The sequence below is a fragment of the Vreelandella boliviensis LC1 genome, from assembly GCF_000236035.1.
GTDB lineage: Bacteria > Pseudomonadota > Gammaproteobacteria > Pseudomonadales > Halomonadaceae > Vreelandella > Vreelandella boliviensis.
This window is the reverse complement of the sequence record NZ_JH393258.1, coordinates 120,600-138,072: the sequence shown is the minus strand read 5'-3', so window position 1 is coordinate 138,072 and position 17,473 is coordinate 120,600. Positions and strand designations below refer to the sequence as shown.

Annotated in this window: 17 protein-coding genes and 1 riboswitch; of the genes, 11 read left to right on the top strand and 6 right to left on the bottom strand. The window is 56.6% G+C overall.

What is annotated here, in order from left to right:
• Window positions 1-26: 26 nt before the first annotated feature.
• From KUC_RS09820 to edd, 4 genes are all read right to left on the bottom strand, one after another.
• Window positions 27-989, bottom strand: coding sequence for a carbohydrate kinase family protein (locus tag KUC_RS09820; RefSeq protein WP_007113036.1), 963 nt, complete (start codon window positions 987-989; stop codon window positions 27-29).
• Window positions 990-1,108: 119 nt separating this feature from the next.
• On the bottom strand, window positions 1,109-1,978 hold the full coding sequence (locus tag KUC_RS09815) for an aldo/keto reductase (protein WP_007113035.1): 870 nt from the start codon (window positions 1,976-1,978) through the stop codon (window positions 1,109-1,111).
• 34 nt (window positions 1,979-2,012) lie between these two features.
• Complete coding sequence (glk, locus tag KUC_RS09810; RefSeq protein ID WP_007113034.1) at window positions 2,013-2,978, bottom strand: glucokinase; 966 nt, start codon at window positions 2,976-2,978, stop codon at window positions 2,013-2,015.
• A complete protein-coding gene (gene edd, locus KUC_RS09805) occupies window positions 2,978-4,867 on the bottom strand; it encodes a phosphogluconate dehydratase (protein ID WP_007113033.1) in 1,890 nt (629 codons plus the stop codon). The genes glk and edd overlap by 1 nt, the downstream gene beginning before the upstream one ends.
• A gap of 281 nt (window positions 4,868-5,148) precedes the next feature.
• Here edd and cobT point away from each other — a divergent pair, with 281 nt between their 5' ends.
• From cobT to KUC_RS09750, 11 genes are all read left to right on the top strand, one after another.
• Window positions 5,149-6,198, top strand: coding sequence for a nicotinate-nucleotide--dimethylbenzimidazole phosphoribosyltransferase (gene cobT / locus KUC_RS09800; RefSeq protein ID WP_007113032.1), 1,050 nt, complete (start codon window positions 5,149-5,151; stop codon window positions 6,196-6,198).
• Window positions 6,198-7,187 carry an adenosylcobinamide-phosphate synthase CbiB gene (cbiB, locus tag KUC_RS09795; RefSeq protein WP_007113031.1) on the top strand — a complete coding sequence of 330 codons (990 nt, stop codon included), beginning with the start codon at window positions 6,198-6,200 and terminating at the stop codon, window positions 7,185-7,187. Before cobT ends, cbiB begins: the two co-directional genes overlap by 1 nt.
• Window positions 7,188-7,195: 8 nt before the next feature.
• Entirely contained in the window at window positions 7,196-8,314 is a 1,119-nt protein-coding gene (gene cobD / locus KUC_RS09790; RefSeq protein ID WP_007113030.1) for a threonine-phosphate decarboxylase CobD, read from the top strand.
• A complete protein-coding gene (locus KUC_RS09785; protein ID WP_007113029.1) occupies window positions 8,311-8,880 on the top strand; it encodes a bifunctional adenosylcobinamide kinase/adenosylcobinamide-phosphate guanylyltransferase in 570 nt (189 codons plus the stop codon). Before cobD ends, KUC_RS09785 begins: the two co-directional genes overlap by 4 nt.
• Window positions 8,877-9,647: an adenosylcobinamide-GDP ribazoletransferase gene (gene cobS / locus KUC_RS09780; RefSeq protein ID WP_007113028.1), complete on the top strand. Its 771-nt coding sequence runs from the start codon at window positions 8,877-8,879 to the stop codon at window positions 9,645-9,647. The genes KUC_RS09785 and cobS overlap by 4 nt, the downstream gene beginning before the upstream one ends.
• Window positions 9,584-10,237: a histidine phosphatase family protein gene (locus tag KUC_RS09775; RefSeq protein ID WP_040480615.1), complete on the top strand. Its 654-nt coding sequence runs from the start codon at window positions 9,584-9,586 to the stop codon at window positions 10,235-10,237. Before cobS ends, KUC_RS09775 begins: the two co-directional genes overlap by 64 nt.
• Window positions 10,189-10,614, top strand: coding sequence for a bifunctional adenosylcobinamide kinase/adenosylcobinamide-phosphate guanylyltransferase (locus tag KUC_RS09770; RefSeq protein WP_007113026.1), 426 nt, complete (start codon window positions 10,189-10,191; stop codon window positions 10,612-10,614). Before KUC_RS09775 ends, KUC_RS09770 begins: the two co-directional genes overlap by 49 nt.
• Before the next feature lie 69 nt (window positions 10,615-10,683).
• Window positions 10,684-10,912: riboswitch (cobalamin riboswitch) on the top strand.
• A gap of 145 nt (window positions 10,913-11,057) precedes the next feature.
• Window positions 11,058-12,878 (top strand): TonB-dependent receptor domain-containing protein, encoded by a 1,821-nt coding sequence (locus tag KUC_RS09765; RefSeq protein ID WP_040480614.1) that lies wholly within the window; start codon window positions 11,058-11,060, stop codon window positions 12,876-12,878.
• Complete coding sequence (locus KUC_RS09760) at window positions 12,859-13,782, top strand: cobalamin-binding protein (RefSeq protein WP_176459037.1); 924 nt, start codon at window positions 12,859-12,861, stop codon at window positions 13,780-13,782. The genes KUC_RS09765 and KUC_RS09760 overlap by 20 nt, the downstream gene beginning before the upstream one ends.
• Window positions 13,782-14,768, top strand: a complete 987-nt coding sequence (locus KUC_RS09755) for a FecCD family ABC transporter permease (protein WP_007113023.1) — start codon at window positions 13,782-13,784, stop codon at window positions 14,766-14,768. The genes KUC_RS09760 and KUC_RS09755 overlap by 1 nt, the downstream gene beginning before the upstream one ends.
• The gene (locus KUC_RS09750) at window positions 14,768-15,538 is read left to right on the top strand and encodes an ABC transporter ATP-binding protein (protein WP_007113022.1); all 771 of its coding nucleotides are present in this window, start codon (window positions 14,768-14,770) and stop codon (window positions 15,536-15,538) included. Before KUC_RS09755 ends, KUC_RS09750 begins: the two co-directional genes overlap by 1 nt.
• A gap of 114 nt (window positions 15,539-15,652) precedes the next feature.
• Here KUC_RS09750 and KUC_RS09745 read toward each other — a convergent pair whose 3' ends face one another.
• Together KUC_RS09745 and KUC_RS19330 are read right to left on the bottom strand one after the other, a co-directional pair.
• On the bottom strand, window positions 15,653-16,570 hold the full coding sequence (locus tag KUC_RS09745; RefSeq protein ID WP_007113021.1) for a DMT family transporter: 918 nt from the start codon (window positions 16,568-16,570) through the stop codon (window positions 15,653-15,655).
• Window positions 16,571-16,628: 58 nt separating this feature from the next.
• Window positions 16,629-17,453, bottom strand: a complete 825-nt coding sequence (locus KUC_RS19330) for an AraC family transcriptional regulator (RefSeq protein WP_007113020.1) — start codon at window positions 17,451-17,453, stop codon at window positions 16,629-16,631.
• Window positions 17,454-17,473: the final 20 nt, after the last annotated feature.

Sequence of the window (17,473 nt, the reverse complement as noted above, 5' to 3'; positions counted from 1 at the left end):
GGCATTTTAATTGAAGGCTTTATATATCAGCCTGCGCGAAGCGCTTCGATATCCGCGTGGGTGGGGAGTGAGGCGTAAGCGCCTGGCCGAGTGACCGCATGGGCGCCGCAACGGCAGGCGGTATCCACCGCACGATGAAGAAAATCTGTATCGTTATGCCAGTTTTCATTGATGCCGTGAGCCGAGAGCTCTGATAACAGCCCGCCAATAAAGGCGTCGCCCCCGGCGGTGGTATCTACCGCTTCCACTTTGGGTGGCGCAATTCGCTGGTCGATACCGACGCCTTTGAGTAAGACATCATTGGGGCCGTCGGTAATCAAAATAACTTTTACCCCTGCCGCGAGCCGTTCTGAAAGCCACGATTCTGCAGGATGATCGGCACGTAAGTAGTCGAGCTCTTCCTGGGAGAGCTTGAGCAGCTCTGCGCCGTCTAGCAGCTGTGTGACTAAGCTGGCATCCGCTTCACCGCCGGGCCACAGGTTATGGCGTAAATTGGCGTCTACGCTGACAAGGCAACCGGCGCGCTTGGCCATGGTGGCCATCGCCAGGGTAACGTCGGCGATCTCGGGGTCAGTCAGGCTGTTACTGCACAGGTGCAGAATGGCAGGGGTCTCAAAAATACCCTGGGGTAAATGCTCTAGGCGATAAAGCAGATCAGCGGCGGGTGGGCGATAAAAATCAAAGGTGCGTTCGCCAACGTCATCCCGGGAAACAAACGCCAGCGCCGTGCGCGACTGCTTTGTGAGCATAACGCCGCTGGTGTCTACGCCATGATGTTTAAGTTCACGCAGCAGAAAATGCCCAAAGGTATCGTCACCCACCATACCCAGAAACTGGCTAGGTACACCCAAGCGGGCGCAGGCGACCGCCACGTTCGCAGGGGCGCCACCGGCGTAGGGGGTAAAGGTTTCCTGGGCATCAGTGGCTGCCCCCAAGCGACTGGAGAGCATATCAACCAGCGCTTCCCCAAAGGCGATAACGGGTGTCATTTGTGGCTCCTTAAAATTAATGTATTTGTTTTATAACGATCAAGTTATTTACTAGGCAGTTTTTAACTAGGCAGTTTTTTACAGGCAGTTTTTTAAAGACAATGCTGCACCGAACAGTTTTATGCCACGCAGTGGCCGCGCGCGGCTTCAAGCAGTTCATACCACGCTTCCGGGGGTAGCGTTGCGGGGCCATTCAGCATATCGCTGATGCGGTCATGTTTAACGCTGCCAATCACCGGTACCGGCGAGTTGGGTAGGCTGCGCAGCCATGCCAGCGCTAAAGCGCTTGGAGCGCACTCAAGCTTGGTTGCCCACTTATCCAAACAGTCGCCAACGGCGCCCTGCATCAGCTGCCCGCCCGCAAGTGGCGACCACGCCATGGGGGCGTGACCGTCGGCGCAAAGATCATCAAAGCTACCGTCGAACAGAGGCGTTGTATGGGCGATTGAGAGCTCGATCTGGTTGGCACTTAGGCGGTGATGCATGGCGCCTTGCAAGCGCCGCCACTGGCTTGGTAAATGGTTGGAAATGCCCGCAGCACCAATTTTGCCCGCTTCAATGGCATCGTCCAACACACGACCGGTAGCTTCCGCGTTCATCAACAGGTCGGGCCGATGAATCAAAAAATGATCGAGGCGTTCGACATTTAAACGCCCAAGCGATGCGTCGATGGCGCTATTTAAATAAGCAGGGCTAACGTTGTAGTGTTTTACCTTACCCGATCCGGGCGCGGGGTTATCGTTGGCGATGCTCGCTTTGGTGACAATATGAACCCGCCGAGCCAGGGCAGGGCGGGCTTTTAGCGCGGCGCCAAACAGCGTTTCACCTTGGTTGCTACCGTAGATATCGGCATGGTCAAACCAGTTTAGGCCCTGTTCCAGGTGCGCTTCGATCCAATCGGCTAACTGTTCAGGGGCATGCATGGCAGGCGCTTCGTGCAAGCGCATCATGCCGAGTACAAACGGCACATCAAAAGTGGCGGCGGGCATAGCTGGTTCCCTGTTGATTTTATTAGAAATGCTGTCAGAAAACTTCTTCGTTATGCAGTGCTTCGGCAGCGCCTAGCAGCCCCGTCCAAGGCGCGGTCACCACCCACACGGGGATGTCGGCGTTGTAGGCGCCCATGCGGCCTTTATCAACAAAGGCCTCGCGCAATTCGCTTTTTGGCAGCCACTCCAGCAGGCGTGGAAGAATACCGCCACATAGATAGACCCCGCCCCTAGCGCCCATGGTTAACGTGGCGTCGCCGCACACATCACCAAGAATTTTTAGAAAGCGCAGCAGGGCAGCGGTAGCAAGGCTATCGCCTTCATTGGCCGCTGTGGTCACCTCTGCGGGGCTGGTGAGGCTTGGCTCAATTCCCTCAAGTCTACAGTGCGCTTGGTAAAGCTCCAGTAACCCCTGACCGCACAAGATGCGCTCTACACTCACCCGTTTGTGACGCTGCAGAAATACCTCCAGCAGCGCCCGCTCGGTGCTATCCGTGGGCGCAAAAGTAACGTGGCCGCCTTCGGTGGGGAGCGGTATCCAGGCGTGCTGCCCGGGAAATACCCCGGCAACGCCCAGCCCGGTACCAGGGCCGATCACCAAGCGTGTCGAGTGTGCTTGGGTTTGGCCTGGCTGGATTTCCACTAAATCACTTTCAGCCACATGGGGTACACCCAATGCCTGGGCGGTGAAGTCGTTGATGACTTTAAAAAGGGACAGGTTGAGCGTCTGTTGGACGTCGCTCTTTAAAAAGTCCCAATGGTTATTGGTCATTTTGACCCGCTCGTTATGAACGGGGCAGGCAAACGCCAAACACGCCTCTTGAGGCGCGTTGTCACCGGTGGCGCCCACGCAGTTCAAGTAGTCTTGAACCGCTTCGACAATGCCGGGGTAGTCGGCGCAGGGTAGATTCAAAATATCGCGCGGGGTTATTTCACCGGGCGACACCAACGCCAGTCGTGCGTTGGTGCCCCCAATATCGCCGATGAGTGCCGGTCGCATCAGGCATCCTCTTGTGAGATTTGCCCCTGCTGGCGGGCGAGGTCGTCGGCTTCAAAACCACCAAACACGCCAGCGCCTTCCTCGCCGCGCATGGCCAAGTGGCGAAAGCCTGAAAACAGCTCACGGCCCAGGCCAACGTGGTAGTGATCCAGGTTGCCAATCGCCAATTCCCGATTAGCCCAGGTAGCAGGGGCAACTTTGGCTTCCAACGTACCGGCGTTGGCATCCAGGCGGACGATATCGCCATCGCGGAGTTTGGCCAGTGGGCCGCCGTCCAGGGCCTCCGGGCTCATGTGAATGGAAGCCGGTACCTTGCCCGATGCGCCCGACATGCGGCCGTCAGTGACCAGCGCCACTTTATAGCCACGGTCCTGTAGCACGCCCAGGAACGGTGTCAGCTTGTGGAGTTCCGGCATACCGTTGGCTTTGGGGCCCTGGAAGCGGACGACCACGATTACATCGCGATCTAGATCGCCGGACTCAAACGCCGCTTTCATTTCGTTCTGGTCTTCGAAAATCTTCACCGGTGCTTCAACGATGCGATGCTCCTCGGCCACCGCGGAGACTTTGATCACACCGCGGCCCAGGTTGCCTTTCATTACTGTAAGGCCGCCCGTCGGCGCAAAGGGATTGGCGACGGGGCTTAGCACAGCTTCGTCGAGGCTCTTCTCAGGGCCTTCGTGCCAGACGACTTTGCCGTCTTCCAGGAAAGGCTCCTGGGTGTAGGCAGTCAGGTCGGTGCCGAACACGGTGGGAATATCGCCGTGGAGCAGGCCAGCGCCCAGCAGCTCGCGGAATAAATAGCTCATGCCACCAGCGGCTTGGAAGTGGTTGATATCCGCCTGACCGTTGGGGTACACCTTCATCAGGCTGGGCGTGACCGCGGAAAGATCGGTGAAGTCATCCCAATTTAGGGTAATGCCCGCAGCGGCGGCCATGGCAATCAGGTGGAGCGTGTGGTTGGTCGAACCGCCAGAAGCGAGAAGCCCAACGACGGCATTGACGATGGCGCGCTCGTCGATCTGCTTGTAGAACGGGCGATAGTTGCCGCCGGGCTCGGTGTTGCGAATCGCCTGTTCGGTGGCGTAGCGGGTCAGTGCTTCGCGCATCTCGGTGCCAGGATTGACGAAGGAGGTGCCCGGCAGGTGCAGGCCCATGACTTCCATCATCAGCTGGTTGGAGTTGGCCGTGCCGTAGAAGGTGCAGGTGCCGGGGCTGTGGTAGGAGTCGGATTCCGCCTCCAGCAGCTCAGCACGGCCCACTTTACCTTCTGCGTAGAGTTGGCGGATACGCGCCTTCTCTTTATTCGGCAGGCCGCTGGGCATGGGGCCTGCTGGCACAAACATTGCTGGCAGGTGGCCAAAGCGTGCGGCGCTAATAAACAGCCCAGGGATAATCTTATCGCACACGCCCAGGTAGAGCGCAGCGTCAAACATGTTGTGGGAAAGCCCTACGGCGGCGGCCATGGCAATCACATCCCGTGAAAACAGCGATAGCTCCATCCCCGGCTGGCCCTGGGTCACGCCATCGCACATTGCCGGTACACCACCGGCAAACTGGGCCGTTGACCCCATCGCGCTGGCAGCGGCTTTAATAGTGGCCGGGAAGGTTTCAAACGGCTGGTGAGCCGACAACATGTCGTTGTAGGCCGAAATGATTCCCAGGTTGGCGCTGTTCATCAGTTTGAGGGAATCTTTGTCCTGCGGGTTGCAGGCAGCAAAGCCGTGGGCCAGATTGCCGCAGCTTAACTCAGCACGGTGCACACCGCGTTTATGCTGGTCAGCCATGCGTTGTTCGTAGAGGGCGCGACGCTCAGCAGAACGCTCACGAATGCGCTGGGTAACCTCAGCGACGGTAGAATTTAAAGTGGCAGGTGTTGAGCTCGGCATAGGGACCTCTGCATGATAGAGACGGTGAATAAATATTGTAGTTATTTTACATTTTTTAGCGTCGATTTAAGAGACTTTACGGCAATAAAAACCACATTTGTAGTTTTATTACCCGAATGTAGGCGGCTGACCACCTCACGTAAAGCACGCGATGGTATTCATGGATTCCTGACAGGGTGGAAGCATCGCCAGTGAAATAGCAAGTATAGCACCCAGGCTTTTGCTACCATTTTGCGCTTTGCCTTTGAATGTTTGATGACCCCTAGTGAGCCGGAGCTTGCATGCACGCTATTGTTGACCACATTCAGTCAGTTGACCTCAAGGCTGGTGAAGCGACGCGACGCTACTTGGATACGCTGACCAAGCCGCCAGGTAGTTTGGGAGCCTTAGAAGATTTAGCTATTCAGCTGAGCGCAATCACCGGTGAACTCAAGCCCAGCGTAACGCCGCCTGCGGTGATTGTGTTTGCCGCCGATCATGGCGTTGCCGCAGAGGGGGTGTCCGCCTTTCCCCAAGCAGTGACCGCCCAAATGGTGACCAACTTTGCCAACGGAGGGGCGGCGATTAATGTCTTTGCCCGTCAGATAGGCGCGCAGGTCGAGATCGTAGACGTAGGCGTAGCTTCGTCCTTAATACTGCCTGGTGTGACCTCTGCCAAGGTGCGCCATGGCACTGCCAATATGGTGGACGAAGACGCGATGCAATCGGCTGAAGCCATTGCGGCTATTAATGTGGGTGTGGCTGGCGTGGAACGAGCAAAAAAATCGGGTGCAAAGTGTATTATTGTCGGTGAAATGGGCATTGCCAATACGACTGCTAGCAGCGCGGTATTGGCGGTACTAACAGGTGAGTCGGTGGCAAGCGTGGTGGGTGCGGGAACGGGGATTAACCCACAGCAGCAGACGCACAAAGTAGCGGTGATTGAACGCGCTATCGCTGCGCGTAACGCTGACCCCCAGGCCCCTCTAGAGGTGCTGGCCAAGCTAGGCGGCCTGGAGATTGCCGCTATGACCGGCGCCTATTTGGCAGCCGCGGCCAATCAGATGCCTGCGATTGTGGATGGCTTTATTGCCTCCGTCGCCGCGCTCATCGCCTGTAGAATATGCCCCGCCGTGCGTGGCTATTTGATTTTTGGTCATCGCTCCCAGGAGCCAGGCCACGATGTAGCGTTAAAAGTGCTGGAGGCCAAACCACTACTCGATATGGCCATGCGGTTAGGAGAAGGGAGCGGCGCGGCGCTTGCGTATCCATTGCTGCAAGCGGCGACAGCCATGGTGGCGGAAATGGCTACTTTTGCCGATGCTGGTGTTAGCGATAAGGCAGCGCCGTGATGGTAGGCGCCACTTTTGGCGGTATTGTTCTGATCATCTTAGCGATCGCAATTGATTTAATTGTTGGTGATCCGCGTTCCTGGCCTCACCCGGTGGTACTAATCGGGCGCTTAATCAGCGCTTTTGAGCGGCTGTGGAATCGCGGTACACCGCGGCAGCGCAGAGTCAGCGGTTTCCTGCTAACGATTATTGTCGTCTGCGGCGTAGGGGGGATTAGCTGGCTAGCGCTGGCGCTGCTGGAACGCTTGCATCCTGGCCTAGCATTGATAGCCGAGCTTTGGCTGCTCTCGACGACACTGGCGATTAAAGGCTTGGGCGACGCGGCCCGGGCCGTGGTCGAGCCGCTGACCAAAGGCGATTTGCCTGCCGCACGCAAGGCGCTGGGAATGATAGTAGGGCGCGATACGCAAAACTTGGATGAAGCGGATATCACCCGCGGCACGGTGGAAACCGTGGCGGAAAACACCGTTGACGGCATTACCGCCCCACTATTTTTTGCCCTGATCGGCGGGGCGCCGCTAGCGCTGGCGTATAAAGCGGTTAATACCCTGGATTCGATGGTAGGTTACAAAAACGAACGCTATGCTGATTTCGGTTATGCCTCCGCCAAGTTGGACGATGTGGTTAACTGGGCGCCCGCACGCTTGACCGCGCTGTGCCTATGGCTCGCTGGCCTGCTACTCTGTGCATCAGGTGTTTTGACCCTGCGCTGGCAAGGCGCATTGCGCGGCACCTGCAGAGATGCACCCCACCATCCCAGCCCCAACGCCGGCTGGTCAGAGGCCATGGTAGCCCGGCTGCTGGGTGTGCAACTCGGGGGGACTAATTTTTACCAAGGCGTGGCTTCACACCAGGCGACCTTGGGCAAGCCGCTTGAGCCGCTGCGTGTTGCCCATATCAGCGCTACAGTTAGCTTAATGCACGGTGCCTGGATGCTATTTATGTTGCTGTCAGTGGTCGTGATGACGGGGCTACTATTCATTTTTTAGGGGCTATTATGAGCAAATTTATATGGCCCATCCACGGCGGCCAGGCCGAAGCGCTGTTAGCCCACTTTGGGTTGCCCGCCGATCAACGCCTGGACGACTTTAGCGCCAACCTCAATCCCTTGGGGCCGCCAGCGTGGGTTAGCGATTGGTTAGCAAAACAGCTGACAGGTCTTGAACGCTACCCTGCGCCCGATTATCCCGCTGCTCGTCAGGCCATCGCCTCCCATCACCAGCTTCAGCCAGAACAGGTACTGCTGACTAACGGCGGCGCTGAGGCTATTTTCCTCGTCGCCGCGCTGCATGCGGGTAAGCGCGCGGCGATTATTACCCCAAGCTTTGGCGAGTATGCCCGCGCTTGCTGTGCCCATCGGCTTTCAATCAGCGAGATCGCGCTGCCCGCGCCGCACTTTACGCTGGACGTTGACTCGCTGCTGGAAGCGTTAAGCGACACTGATGTGCTGTTTCTATGCCGCCCCAATAATCCTACCGCTACGCTTATCGATATCCCTGCAATGGAGACCTTGTTGAATTACACCGCTGCAATTGGTTGCCGCGTTGTGGTCGACGAAGCCTTTATCGACATGGTGGGAGAGACGATGGGTGAGGCGCCAACAGAGGCGTCGTTGGCACCGCTGTTGGCGCGCTACCCGCATCTGATGCTGCTGCACTCCATGACCAAGTTTTATACCCTGCCAGGGCTTCGGCTGGGTTACCTGCTGGCGGATGCTGTGACTGTTCAAGCGGCACAGGCCCACCAGCCGCCCTGGAGCGTCAATCACCTCGCAGCTGAACTGGTGGCGCCGTTGCTGGCGGATGATGCCTTTGCCCGGCGCACCCAGCGGTGGCTGGCCAGCGAGCGTCCGCGTATGGCTCAAGCGCTTACTGAGTTAGGGTTAGAAGTCGTGCCCAGCCACGCGTGTTTTTTTCTTATCCGGCCTGGTGCCATGCATGAAATTAGCAGTGCTGCGCTGTTTGAGCAGCTGCTACGCCAGGGTGTTTTGGTTCGTCATACCCATAATTTTGCCGGGCTCCACGGCGGCTGGCTGCGGGTGGCGCTACGCGATGTCGCTGCTAATCGACGGCTAATAAGCGTGTTGAAAAATGTTTTGGAAAAAGGAACTGCATGATTGTCTTCGTTAGCGGCGGGGCGCGCTCGGGAAAAAGCCAGATAGCAGAGCAGCGAGTGGTGAGTGCAGCGGGCAATTCGCCCTGTTACTACTTAGCCACCGCAGAAGTGTACGACGACGAAATGGACGAAAGAGTGGCTCGCCACCGTCAAACCAGGCAAGAGCAGTGGCAAAACGTGCAGTGGAAAACGATTGAGGCACCGCTACGAATTGATCAAGCGATTGCCAAGGTGCCAGATGGTAGCGCCGTGCTGCTTGATTGCCTAACCCTCTGGACCAGCCAAGTCCTGTATGCCAGTGAGATAAGCGACGAGGAGGGTTTGGCGCTGCTGGTAGATACACTTAATGATGCCCGAGCACGCAGCGTGCATTTGGTGATTGTTTCCAATGATATTAACGAAGCACTGCCGCCTACTGATGCGGAAACATGGCGCTATTTGGCTTTTCTACAGCGTGCCCACCACTGGGTAGCGGCAGAGGCTGACACAGTACTCGAAATCGTCGCAGGCAGTGTACTGACATGGAAAGATAAGCAGTGGAAGCATGGTAAGGAGGTAAGCGTTTGAAAAATGCCTTGTTCGGTGTGTTGCTGACGCTGCAGTTCCTTACACGCATCCCCATTCCAATCGCTGCTCCCTGGACGCCCGATACCCGCCGATGGGCAGTACGCGCCTATCCGTTAGTGGGGTTGATGATAGGTAGCGTGCTGGCGCTAACAGTGTTTGCTATGCACAACGTTCCCACGCCGATCACCGCTTTGGCGGTACTAAGCGTGTGGGTGGCGCTCTCGGGTGGGCTGCATTTGGACGGCGTAATGGATATCGCCGATGCACTGGGCAGCAATCAGCCATTAGCGCGCCGTTGGGAAATTATGAAAGACCCGCAAATCGGCAGCTTCGGAATGCTGGCGCTGGTGTTTCTACTCGCCTGGAAGGCTGTGCTGGTTTGGGCACTGCTGACCTACCAGGCGCCGCTCTGGTGGCTATTAGTAGTCCCCGCGCTTGGGCGCTGGGCGGGCGTAGCGTTACTGGTGCTGACTCCCTGCGCCAAGCAGCAAGGCATGGCGTGGAGCTGGCAGCAGTCACTTAGCGGTCAAGATGTGGCACTTGCATTGGTGCCGCTGGCGCTGATAGCACTGCTCGCGCCCGCAGTGGTGGTGTTGATGCTAACGGTCACTGTTTTTGTGGTACTAATGCGCTGGCTAATGTTGCGACTGTTTAACGGAATTAACGGCGATATGGTAGGCGCCACCATCGAAGGGGGAGAGCTTTGGCTACTGATCTTACTGTGGAGCTGGTGGCAGTTCGCCACGGTATCACCGCTTGGAATATAGAGCGCCGTTATCAAGGTCAGCAGGATATTCCGCTGCTATTTCCCGAGGCTGAAGAGGGGCTGCTAGCACTGCGTGAAGCGTTGGCGGAGGAGCGTTTTGATGCCATCTACTCAAGCGACTTAAACCGCTGCCAACAAACCCTAGCGTGGGCCCAAGCCGCCAAGTCAGGCGTGCCCCTTACGCTGGAGCCGCGCCTGCGCGAGCTCGATTTCGGCGAGTACGAAGGCAAAGTTTACGACGAGCTAAAGGACTTACCCCACTACCGCGCCTGGATTGATAGTGTAGGCGAACTGCAAATTCCCGGCGGCGAATCGGCGGCCCAACTGCGCGCGCGCTTGGATGCTTGGCTACATGATCTGGCGCTAAACGCTCCCGCCAGTGGCCACAGCAAAATTTTAGCTGTTACCCATGGCGGCGTAATTCGTGAGCTGCGCCGCCGTTTTGAAACCCTTCACTTCTGGGATGGCTCCGTGCTGCAGGCTCAAGGAAGACGATGGCAGCTTATTTACCAGAAAAACGCACAAGGCAAAGAGGAATGGCAATGCAGCTCTTCATCGGCGGTGCCTGCGCTGGTAAACGCGACGCCGTAGCCGCTCGCTTTCTCGCGGCGAACTGGTGGCGTCTAGATACTGATAGGCCCTTCATCGATAGCCAGCAAGCGTTGGTGGCCAACACGCCGTTGGTTATAACAGGCGTGCTTGAGTGGCTCCGCGCTGTTCTGGAACGTGACGATACCGATATCCTGCGCCAGCAGTGGCAGAGCGATATGGTTAAGCTCTGCCAGCACGCCGACAAGCTAAACAGCCCACTCATCATCATCGCCACGGAAGTGGGGCGCGGAATTGTGCCCATGCAGCCCGAACAGCGCCGCCTGCGTGATCTCAATGGCTGGTTCACCCAAGATGCCACCGCCCAAGCCAAGCAGGTGTGGTATGTGCGCCATGGGTTAGTGATGGCGCTCAAATAGCCACTGGCGGCTTTCTTGAGCGGCTTACCTCCCACCCCAATTCAATTGACCTCCCTTTGGCAAGTTGCTAGTTTACGCCCACTCTAAGGTGCTGGCGGTGGATAAAGCCGCTAGTGAAACGGGAAGTTGGTGAACGCCTTGCGTGATTCCAACGCTGCCCCCGCAACGGTGATCGAGATAAGAACGGCTAAAACGCCACTGTGCTTATGCACGGGAAGGTGGTCGTTCGGAAAGGTGCTGTTTTAGATGCTGCCTTTCGCTCGTCAGCCCGGAGACCGGCCCGAGAGTAATGGTTCTAACTGAACCAAACCATGCCGAGCCGCGGAGGGCGTTCTTAGGGCAGTGAACGGTGGCGCAACGCTATCGTTACTCCCTTATTTTTCCCTGCGCTCGGTCAAAAAAACTGCGTTGTGCGGGTGAGCACGACGAGCAAGGGATCTCACATGAATCACCGTTTCCACACGACCGCCAAACGGGCGGCGTTTTGTATGGCTGCGTTACCGCTAGCCATCTCCTTTTCTGCCCAGGCCCAATACGCTGAAGCGACGACCGAATTAGCCGCGCTAGATCCTGTCGTTGTGACTGCGACGTTAGCGCCCCGGACCGCCAACGAAAGCCTCTCTTCCGTTACTGTGCTGGATGAAGCCACTTTTCGCCGCCAAGACCCCACCAGCCTGACCGATCTTTTACGTGGCCAGCCGGGCGTTGATATCACCAGCAACGGCAGCTTTGGTAAAAATAGCAGCGTTTACCTGCGGGGTACGCCCAGCGATGCCTCCGTGCTGATGATCGACGGTATTCGCCTGCGATCTGCCACGGCGGGTGGCGCCGCATTTCAGTATCTAGACCCACGCATGTTTGACCGCGCGGAAATCGTGCGCGGCCCCCGCGGTAGCCTTTACGGTGCGGATGCGGTCGGTGGTGTCATTCAGCTGTTTACCCCCGATGGAGAAGAAGAAGGCCCGCGCCCCAGAATCTCAGTGGGCGGTGGTTCCTTTAATACCCAGCGGTTAAGCGCAGGCGTTTCTGGCCGTGAGGGGGGCACACGCTACAGCTTTGCCGCTAGCCATTTCAATACGGATGGCCAGCCCGTTCGTCGCGGCGGTGACGACAAAGGCTACGACAACACGTCGGCGCTGGCCCGCGTTGCGCATACCTTTGAGAGTGGCGCTGAAGTCGGCATGCTGGCACTGCGCGCGCGCGGTAACAACGAATATGACGGTGGAGAGAATGATTTTGTCCAGCAGGTGGCAGGCATTTACGGCGAGGTGCCGGTCACCGATACCTGGCAGAGTCGCCTGACCCTTAGCGAAGCCCGCGACGAGCTGGACACGCTAGATAACTTTGGTGACTCGATCATTGATACCCGCACCCAAACCGCCCGCTGGCAGAACAACCTTCAGTTTGGCGCCCATGAATTGATCGCTGGCGCTGAAATCAGCGAAGACCGCGTTTCAAGCACCAACGATTTTGATGTCACCAGCCGCGATAACACCGCTGTGTTTACCCAAGGACTGCTCGACTTTTCGCCGTTCACCATTCAAGCCAGCCTGCGTTACGACGACAACGAAGCCTATGACGATGAAGTCACCGGCAGCTTGGCGCTAGGCTACGAGCTGGATAACGATCACACACTGCGTGCCAGTGTGGGTACTGCGTTCAAAGCGCCGAGCTTCAATGACCTCTATTGGCCGAATTCTGGCAACCCCGATCTCAATCCGGAAACCTCCGAAACTGTTGAAGTGGGTGTTCGCGGCCAATATAGCCAGTGGTTCTGGGATTTGGCCGCCTTTCAAAACGATTACGATGATCTGATTGCCTGGGCACCAACGTCGAGTGGTTTATGGGCACCGCAAAACGTTAACCGTGCGCGTATACGGGGTGCCGAGCTAGCCAGCGGGGTCGAGGTCAACGATTGGACACTCCAGGCTGCCTTTACCTATCTGGATCCGGAAGATCGAGATACCGGTAATCGATTAGCTCGCCGTGCCAGTCAAAGTGTGCGCCTGGATGCAGACCGCGAGCTTGGCGATTGGTCGTTTGGGGGCTCGTTAGTCGCGCAGGGTTACCGCTACGATAACGTCGCCAATACCCAGCGGTTAGGGGGCTATGGACTGGTTAACCTGCGCGCAGGATGGCGGTTTGCGCCACTCTGGAGCGCTCGTGTTACGCTAGAAAATGCCTTTGATAAAGAGTATTCGACGTCACGTGACTATATTAACGCTGGTCGAGCAGGGTTCTTGAGTGTTCACTTTGGCCAATAGAGCAAGGGGTGTTGCGCGTGGGGCCTTGGGCCTCGCGCTGCTGCTATTGTCGGCAGCGTCGTTGGGTCATGATCACTCGCGTTGTGCAATGGATGACCGTGACCGCGAAGTATGTCTTCACGATCGCGCCCGAAGGATTGCGACACTTTCCCCCGGCGCGACCGAGTTAACCTACGCGGCGGGTGCGGGAGATCAGGTGGTGGCAGTGGTTTCTTACAGCGACTATCCGCCTGAAGCCCAACAAGTGGCGTCGGTGGGTAGCCACACCCGGATTGATTTAGAAACGCTGGTGGGGCTGGCACCCGATCTAGTCATTGGTTGGGTGACGGGTAACCCAGCCGAACAACTTGAAACCCTCGAAGCCTTGGGCATGCCTGTGTTCTATATCGAGCCCCGCGATGTAGCGGGCGTTGCCAGTGCCATTGAGCGTTTGGCGCGACTGGCAGGCACAGAGGTTGCCGGACAGGCGGTGGCCGATAATTTCCGCGACACCATGGCCACGCTTACGTCGCGCTACCGAGATCGCGACCCGGTAACCACGTTCTACCAAGTGTGGGATGAGCCGCTAATGAGCATTAACGACCAGCACCTGATCGGTCAGGTGATCGAGATTTGCGGCGGTCAAAATGTGTTTGGCGGGCTGTCGCGGCGGGTGCCGCGTATCGATGATGAGGCCGTGTTAGCCGCGAATCCTGAAGCGATTGTTGCCGGTGGCATGGGCGAAGAGAACCGCCACTGGCTGACCCACTGGGAGCAGTACCCCAATCTGAAGGCCGTGGCCGAAGATAATCTCTTTTTTGTGCCGCCTTCGCTGATTCAACGGCCTACGCCGCGGCTGATGGAGGGCACACAGATACTCTGTGAGAAGCTGGATATTGCACGCCAAAAGCGTGGGCGCAGTTAATGCTTTCACGCCTGGGTCTGCCGCTTAGCCTGCTATTACTAGCGGCGTTGGCGTCGCTGATTATCGCCCTTGGGGTTGGCAGTGCGCAGATTTCTCCGGCGCAAATTTGGGACGTTGCACTTGGTCATATAGGGCAGGGTGGAGGCGATGCTCTGGCGCGCACCATGGTGATGGAGCTGCGCTTGCCCAGGGCCCTCTCGGCGTTTGCCGTCGGCGGTTTGTTGGCGGTCGCGGGCGCCTTGATGCAGGTGCTACTGCGCAATCCTCTCGCTGACCCTTATGTGCTGGGGCTTTCCGGCGGTGCCTCGATTGGCGCGCTGGCGGCCATGCTGGGTGGTCTCGGCGGGCTGGCGATTTCAGGTTCGGCCTTTGGCGGTGCGCTTTTCTCTACTTTTTTAGTGTTTGGCTTGGCCCACGGCAGCGGAAGTTGGACGCCTTCGCGATTACTGCTTACCGGCGTAGTGGTCGCGGCGGGGTGGGGCGCGGTGATTACGCTAATGCTGGCGTTGAGCCCCGCCGAACGCTTGCCGGGCATGCTCTACTGGCTGATGGGCGATCTCTCCTACGCGCGAACACCTTGGCCGCCGCTGCTATTGTTATTGGCTACCTGCGTGGTACTGATTCCGCTGGGGCGTAGCCTGAATGTGCTGGCCCGTGGCCCGCAGCAAGCCGCTGCGCTGGGCGTTGCGGTTAGGCCCCTGGAGTGGTGTATTTACGTTGCCGCCAGCCTGCTCACCGCTGCGGCCGTGACCACCGCAGGCAGCATTGGTTTTGTCGGCTTGGTCGTACCGCATATGCTGCGCTTGTTGTTAGGCAACGACCAGCGGCTGATACTGCCTGCCTGCGCACTGGCGGGCGGTACGCTTTTAGTGTTGGCCGATACTCTGGCGCGCACCATGATCGCCCCGGAACAGCTGCCCGTTGGGGTAATCACGGCACTATTGGGCGTGCCCACCTTCCTGTTCCTGCTCTACCGGAGCCGCTGATGAGCGTACTGGCTACCCGAGACCTCATCATCGACGTGCCCGAACGCGCAGGAGGTATGCCGTTAAACCTAGTCATTGAACCTGGGCAGGTTTGGGGAGTGTTAGGCCCCAACGGAGCGGGTAAAACCACGCTGCTGCATACCTTGGCAGGGCTGCATGCTCCACGTTCAGGCAGCGTTCAACTTAACGACTCAGTGCTTGGTCACCTACGTCGCCGCCATATCGCCCAGCGTTTAGGGGTGGTATTTCAAGATCGCCAGGATGGATTTCCGGCGACCGTGCTGGAAACGGCACTGATTGGTCGCCATCCCTACCTATCCCCATGGCAGATGGAGGGCGCCGATGACTACGCCCGCGCCGAGGCTGCTCTTGAGCGCCTGGATGTGGCGCACCTGCGCGACCGCTTGGTCAGCACGCTTTCCGGCGGTGAACGCCAGCGAGTGGCAATAGCTACTGTACTGACCCAAGCGCCAAACCTGTGGTTGGCCGACGAGCCCACCAACCATCTTGATCTTCACCACCAGAGCGCTGTAATGGCGCTGATGGCGGAGCAGGCTGCCAAGGGGCAGGCGGTCATCATGTGCTTACACGACCTAAACCTGGCTGCCCGCTGGTGCGACCATATTTTACTGCTCTATCCCAATGGGGAGGCCTGCTGGGGCCCGCGAGATAGCATGCTGGTGCCCAGTGCGTTGGAAAGCCTTTATCGGCAAAAACTAGCGGTGGTAGAAGTGGATGGCGCGCCGGTTTTTGTGCCGATAAAAGGGTGATGCTGATTTTAATTCGCAGCCAATTAAGGGTAAATCCTCAAATGCTACTGGAATGGGATGCATGGTAACAGAGGGCATCTAGTCAAATTGCTAGCTTATGACGCTTTTGAAGAGCTAGGCGGCCTTGAGCTTATGGGAAGCATGCTGCTTGCGGGACATGATGAACAAACCTGCACCTACCAACGCACCACCTATAATCTCGTGCCATTCAGGGCGTTGCCCGATCAACATGAATGCAACCAGGGCAGCGAATAGTGGACAGAGAAACAGGAAACCGCTCGTATGCACGGAGCCGCCAATCTTTAACGCCGCAAACCAAAGCCCTATCGCCCCAGTCGATGCGGGAATTGCCAACCACATAAACATTCCCCAATGGTAAGCATCAGTGGGTAGGGAAAAAGGCTGTTTGCTGAATGCTGCTATCGCAATAAGCAGCAGAGAGCCAAGCAGCATCTGCCAGAAAGTGACTATCCAGGGAGAATGCGTAATTGCAAATTTCTTGCTTAACACGGTGGAGCATGCCCAGCAGGTTGAAGCTAACATAACAAACACTTCCCCATGCCCGATCCCATGGGTTCCATCACTGTCGATACCAATGCAGATCACCACGCCAACAAATGCAAAAGCTAAGCCCATCAAAGCAAGTGTAGATGAACGTTCCCCCAGAATCAGCCATGCTAAGACAACCACGAGTAGAGGATTACTGGCCATTAGGATAGCTGCTATTGAAGAGGTAGTCGCTGTCAGTCCAATATTGAGCAGCGACATTACTCCCGCAGTCTGAAACCCACCGATTATTAACAGTTTTATCCAAGGAAGGTCTTTAAAAAATATCTTATGCTTTCGCATTTGCATCAAAACAAAAGGCGATAAAGATACTGCTGCGATAAGGAAGCGAGCAGACGCTAACCACAAAGGCGACATATCTTCCATGACGATCTTTGTGCTGACAAAAGAAGATCCTTGCAGAAACGTGGATGCAATTATCAGAAAGTAATAGTGCTCAGTCAGTGGTTTTAGCGAAAGCTTCATATATTCCTCTACCTGTTATTTCAATAAGTAGGGGAACAATATCAATCTCATTCGAATCTTATTCTTCCGTACACGACAATTTTATTTGAGAACGGGACAGGTCGTTCAAATACTCTCGTGGGGATTTTCCCGTTACACGCTTGAACATGACAGTAAACGCTCCTTGTGAAGCATATCCCAGATTTTCAGCAACTTGGCTGACACGTTCTCCGGTGCTTAAACCCGAAATAGCACTTATGATGCGCACCTGCTCCCTCCATTGGCTAAAAGAAACACCTGTCTCGCTGCGAAATAGTCGGGTTAACGTACGAGTGGTTGCTCCCACCTCATTCGCCCAATCTGCCAATGAGCGTACATCCCCAGGATTTTCCAGCAACGTATCGCATATTTTTTTCAAGCGCTTATCTCTACCCATGGGAAGCTTTAATCCAGCCTCAAATGCATGCCTCATTTCTTCCAGTGTTAGTCTCAATAAGCGCTCTTCAAAACTGTCAGGCTGGTAATTTATCGGGAAATAAGAGGCTCGGATGAGTAATTCCCGCAAGAGTGGAGTGACACCGATACCTACTGGATAATTAGGTAAGTTTAAGATGAATGACTCAACATTGACATATAATGTTCGTAAAGAAACCGACGTGCTGGCACTCATTTCATGCTCTACGTCAGGGGGCATCCATACGCCACGAAACGGAGGTAGCAACCAATATTCATCGCAAGTTTTTAGTCTCATGGTACCTGCGCTGGCATATATCAACTGCCCACGCTGATGTTGATGTGGAGGAATATGATGGCCCGCAGGGTACTCTTTGGACATTGATACCACTGGGTTTTTTGCATTTTCCCATTTATCAAGGTGCGCATTTGGTGAGTGGTCAGTATTCATTCATTGGGGGCTCAGCATTT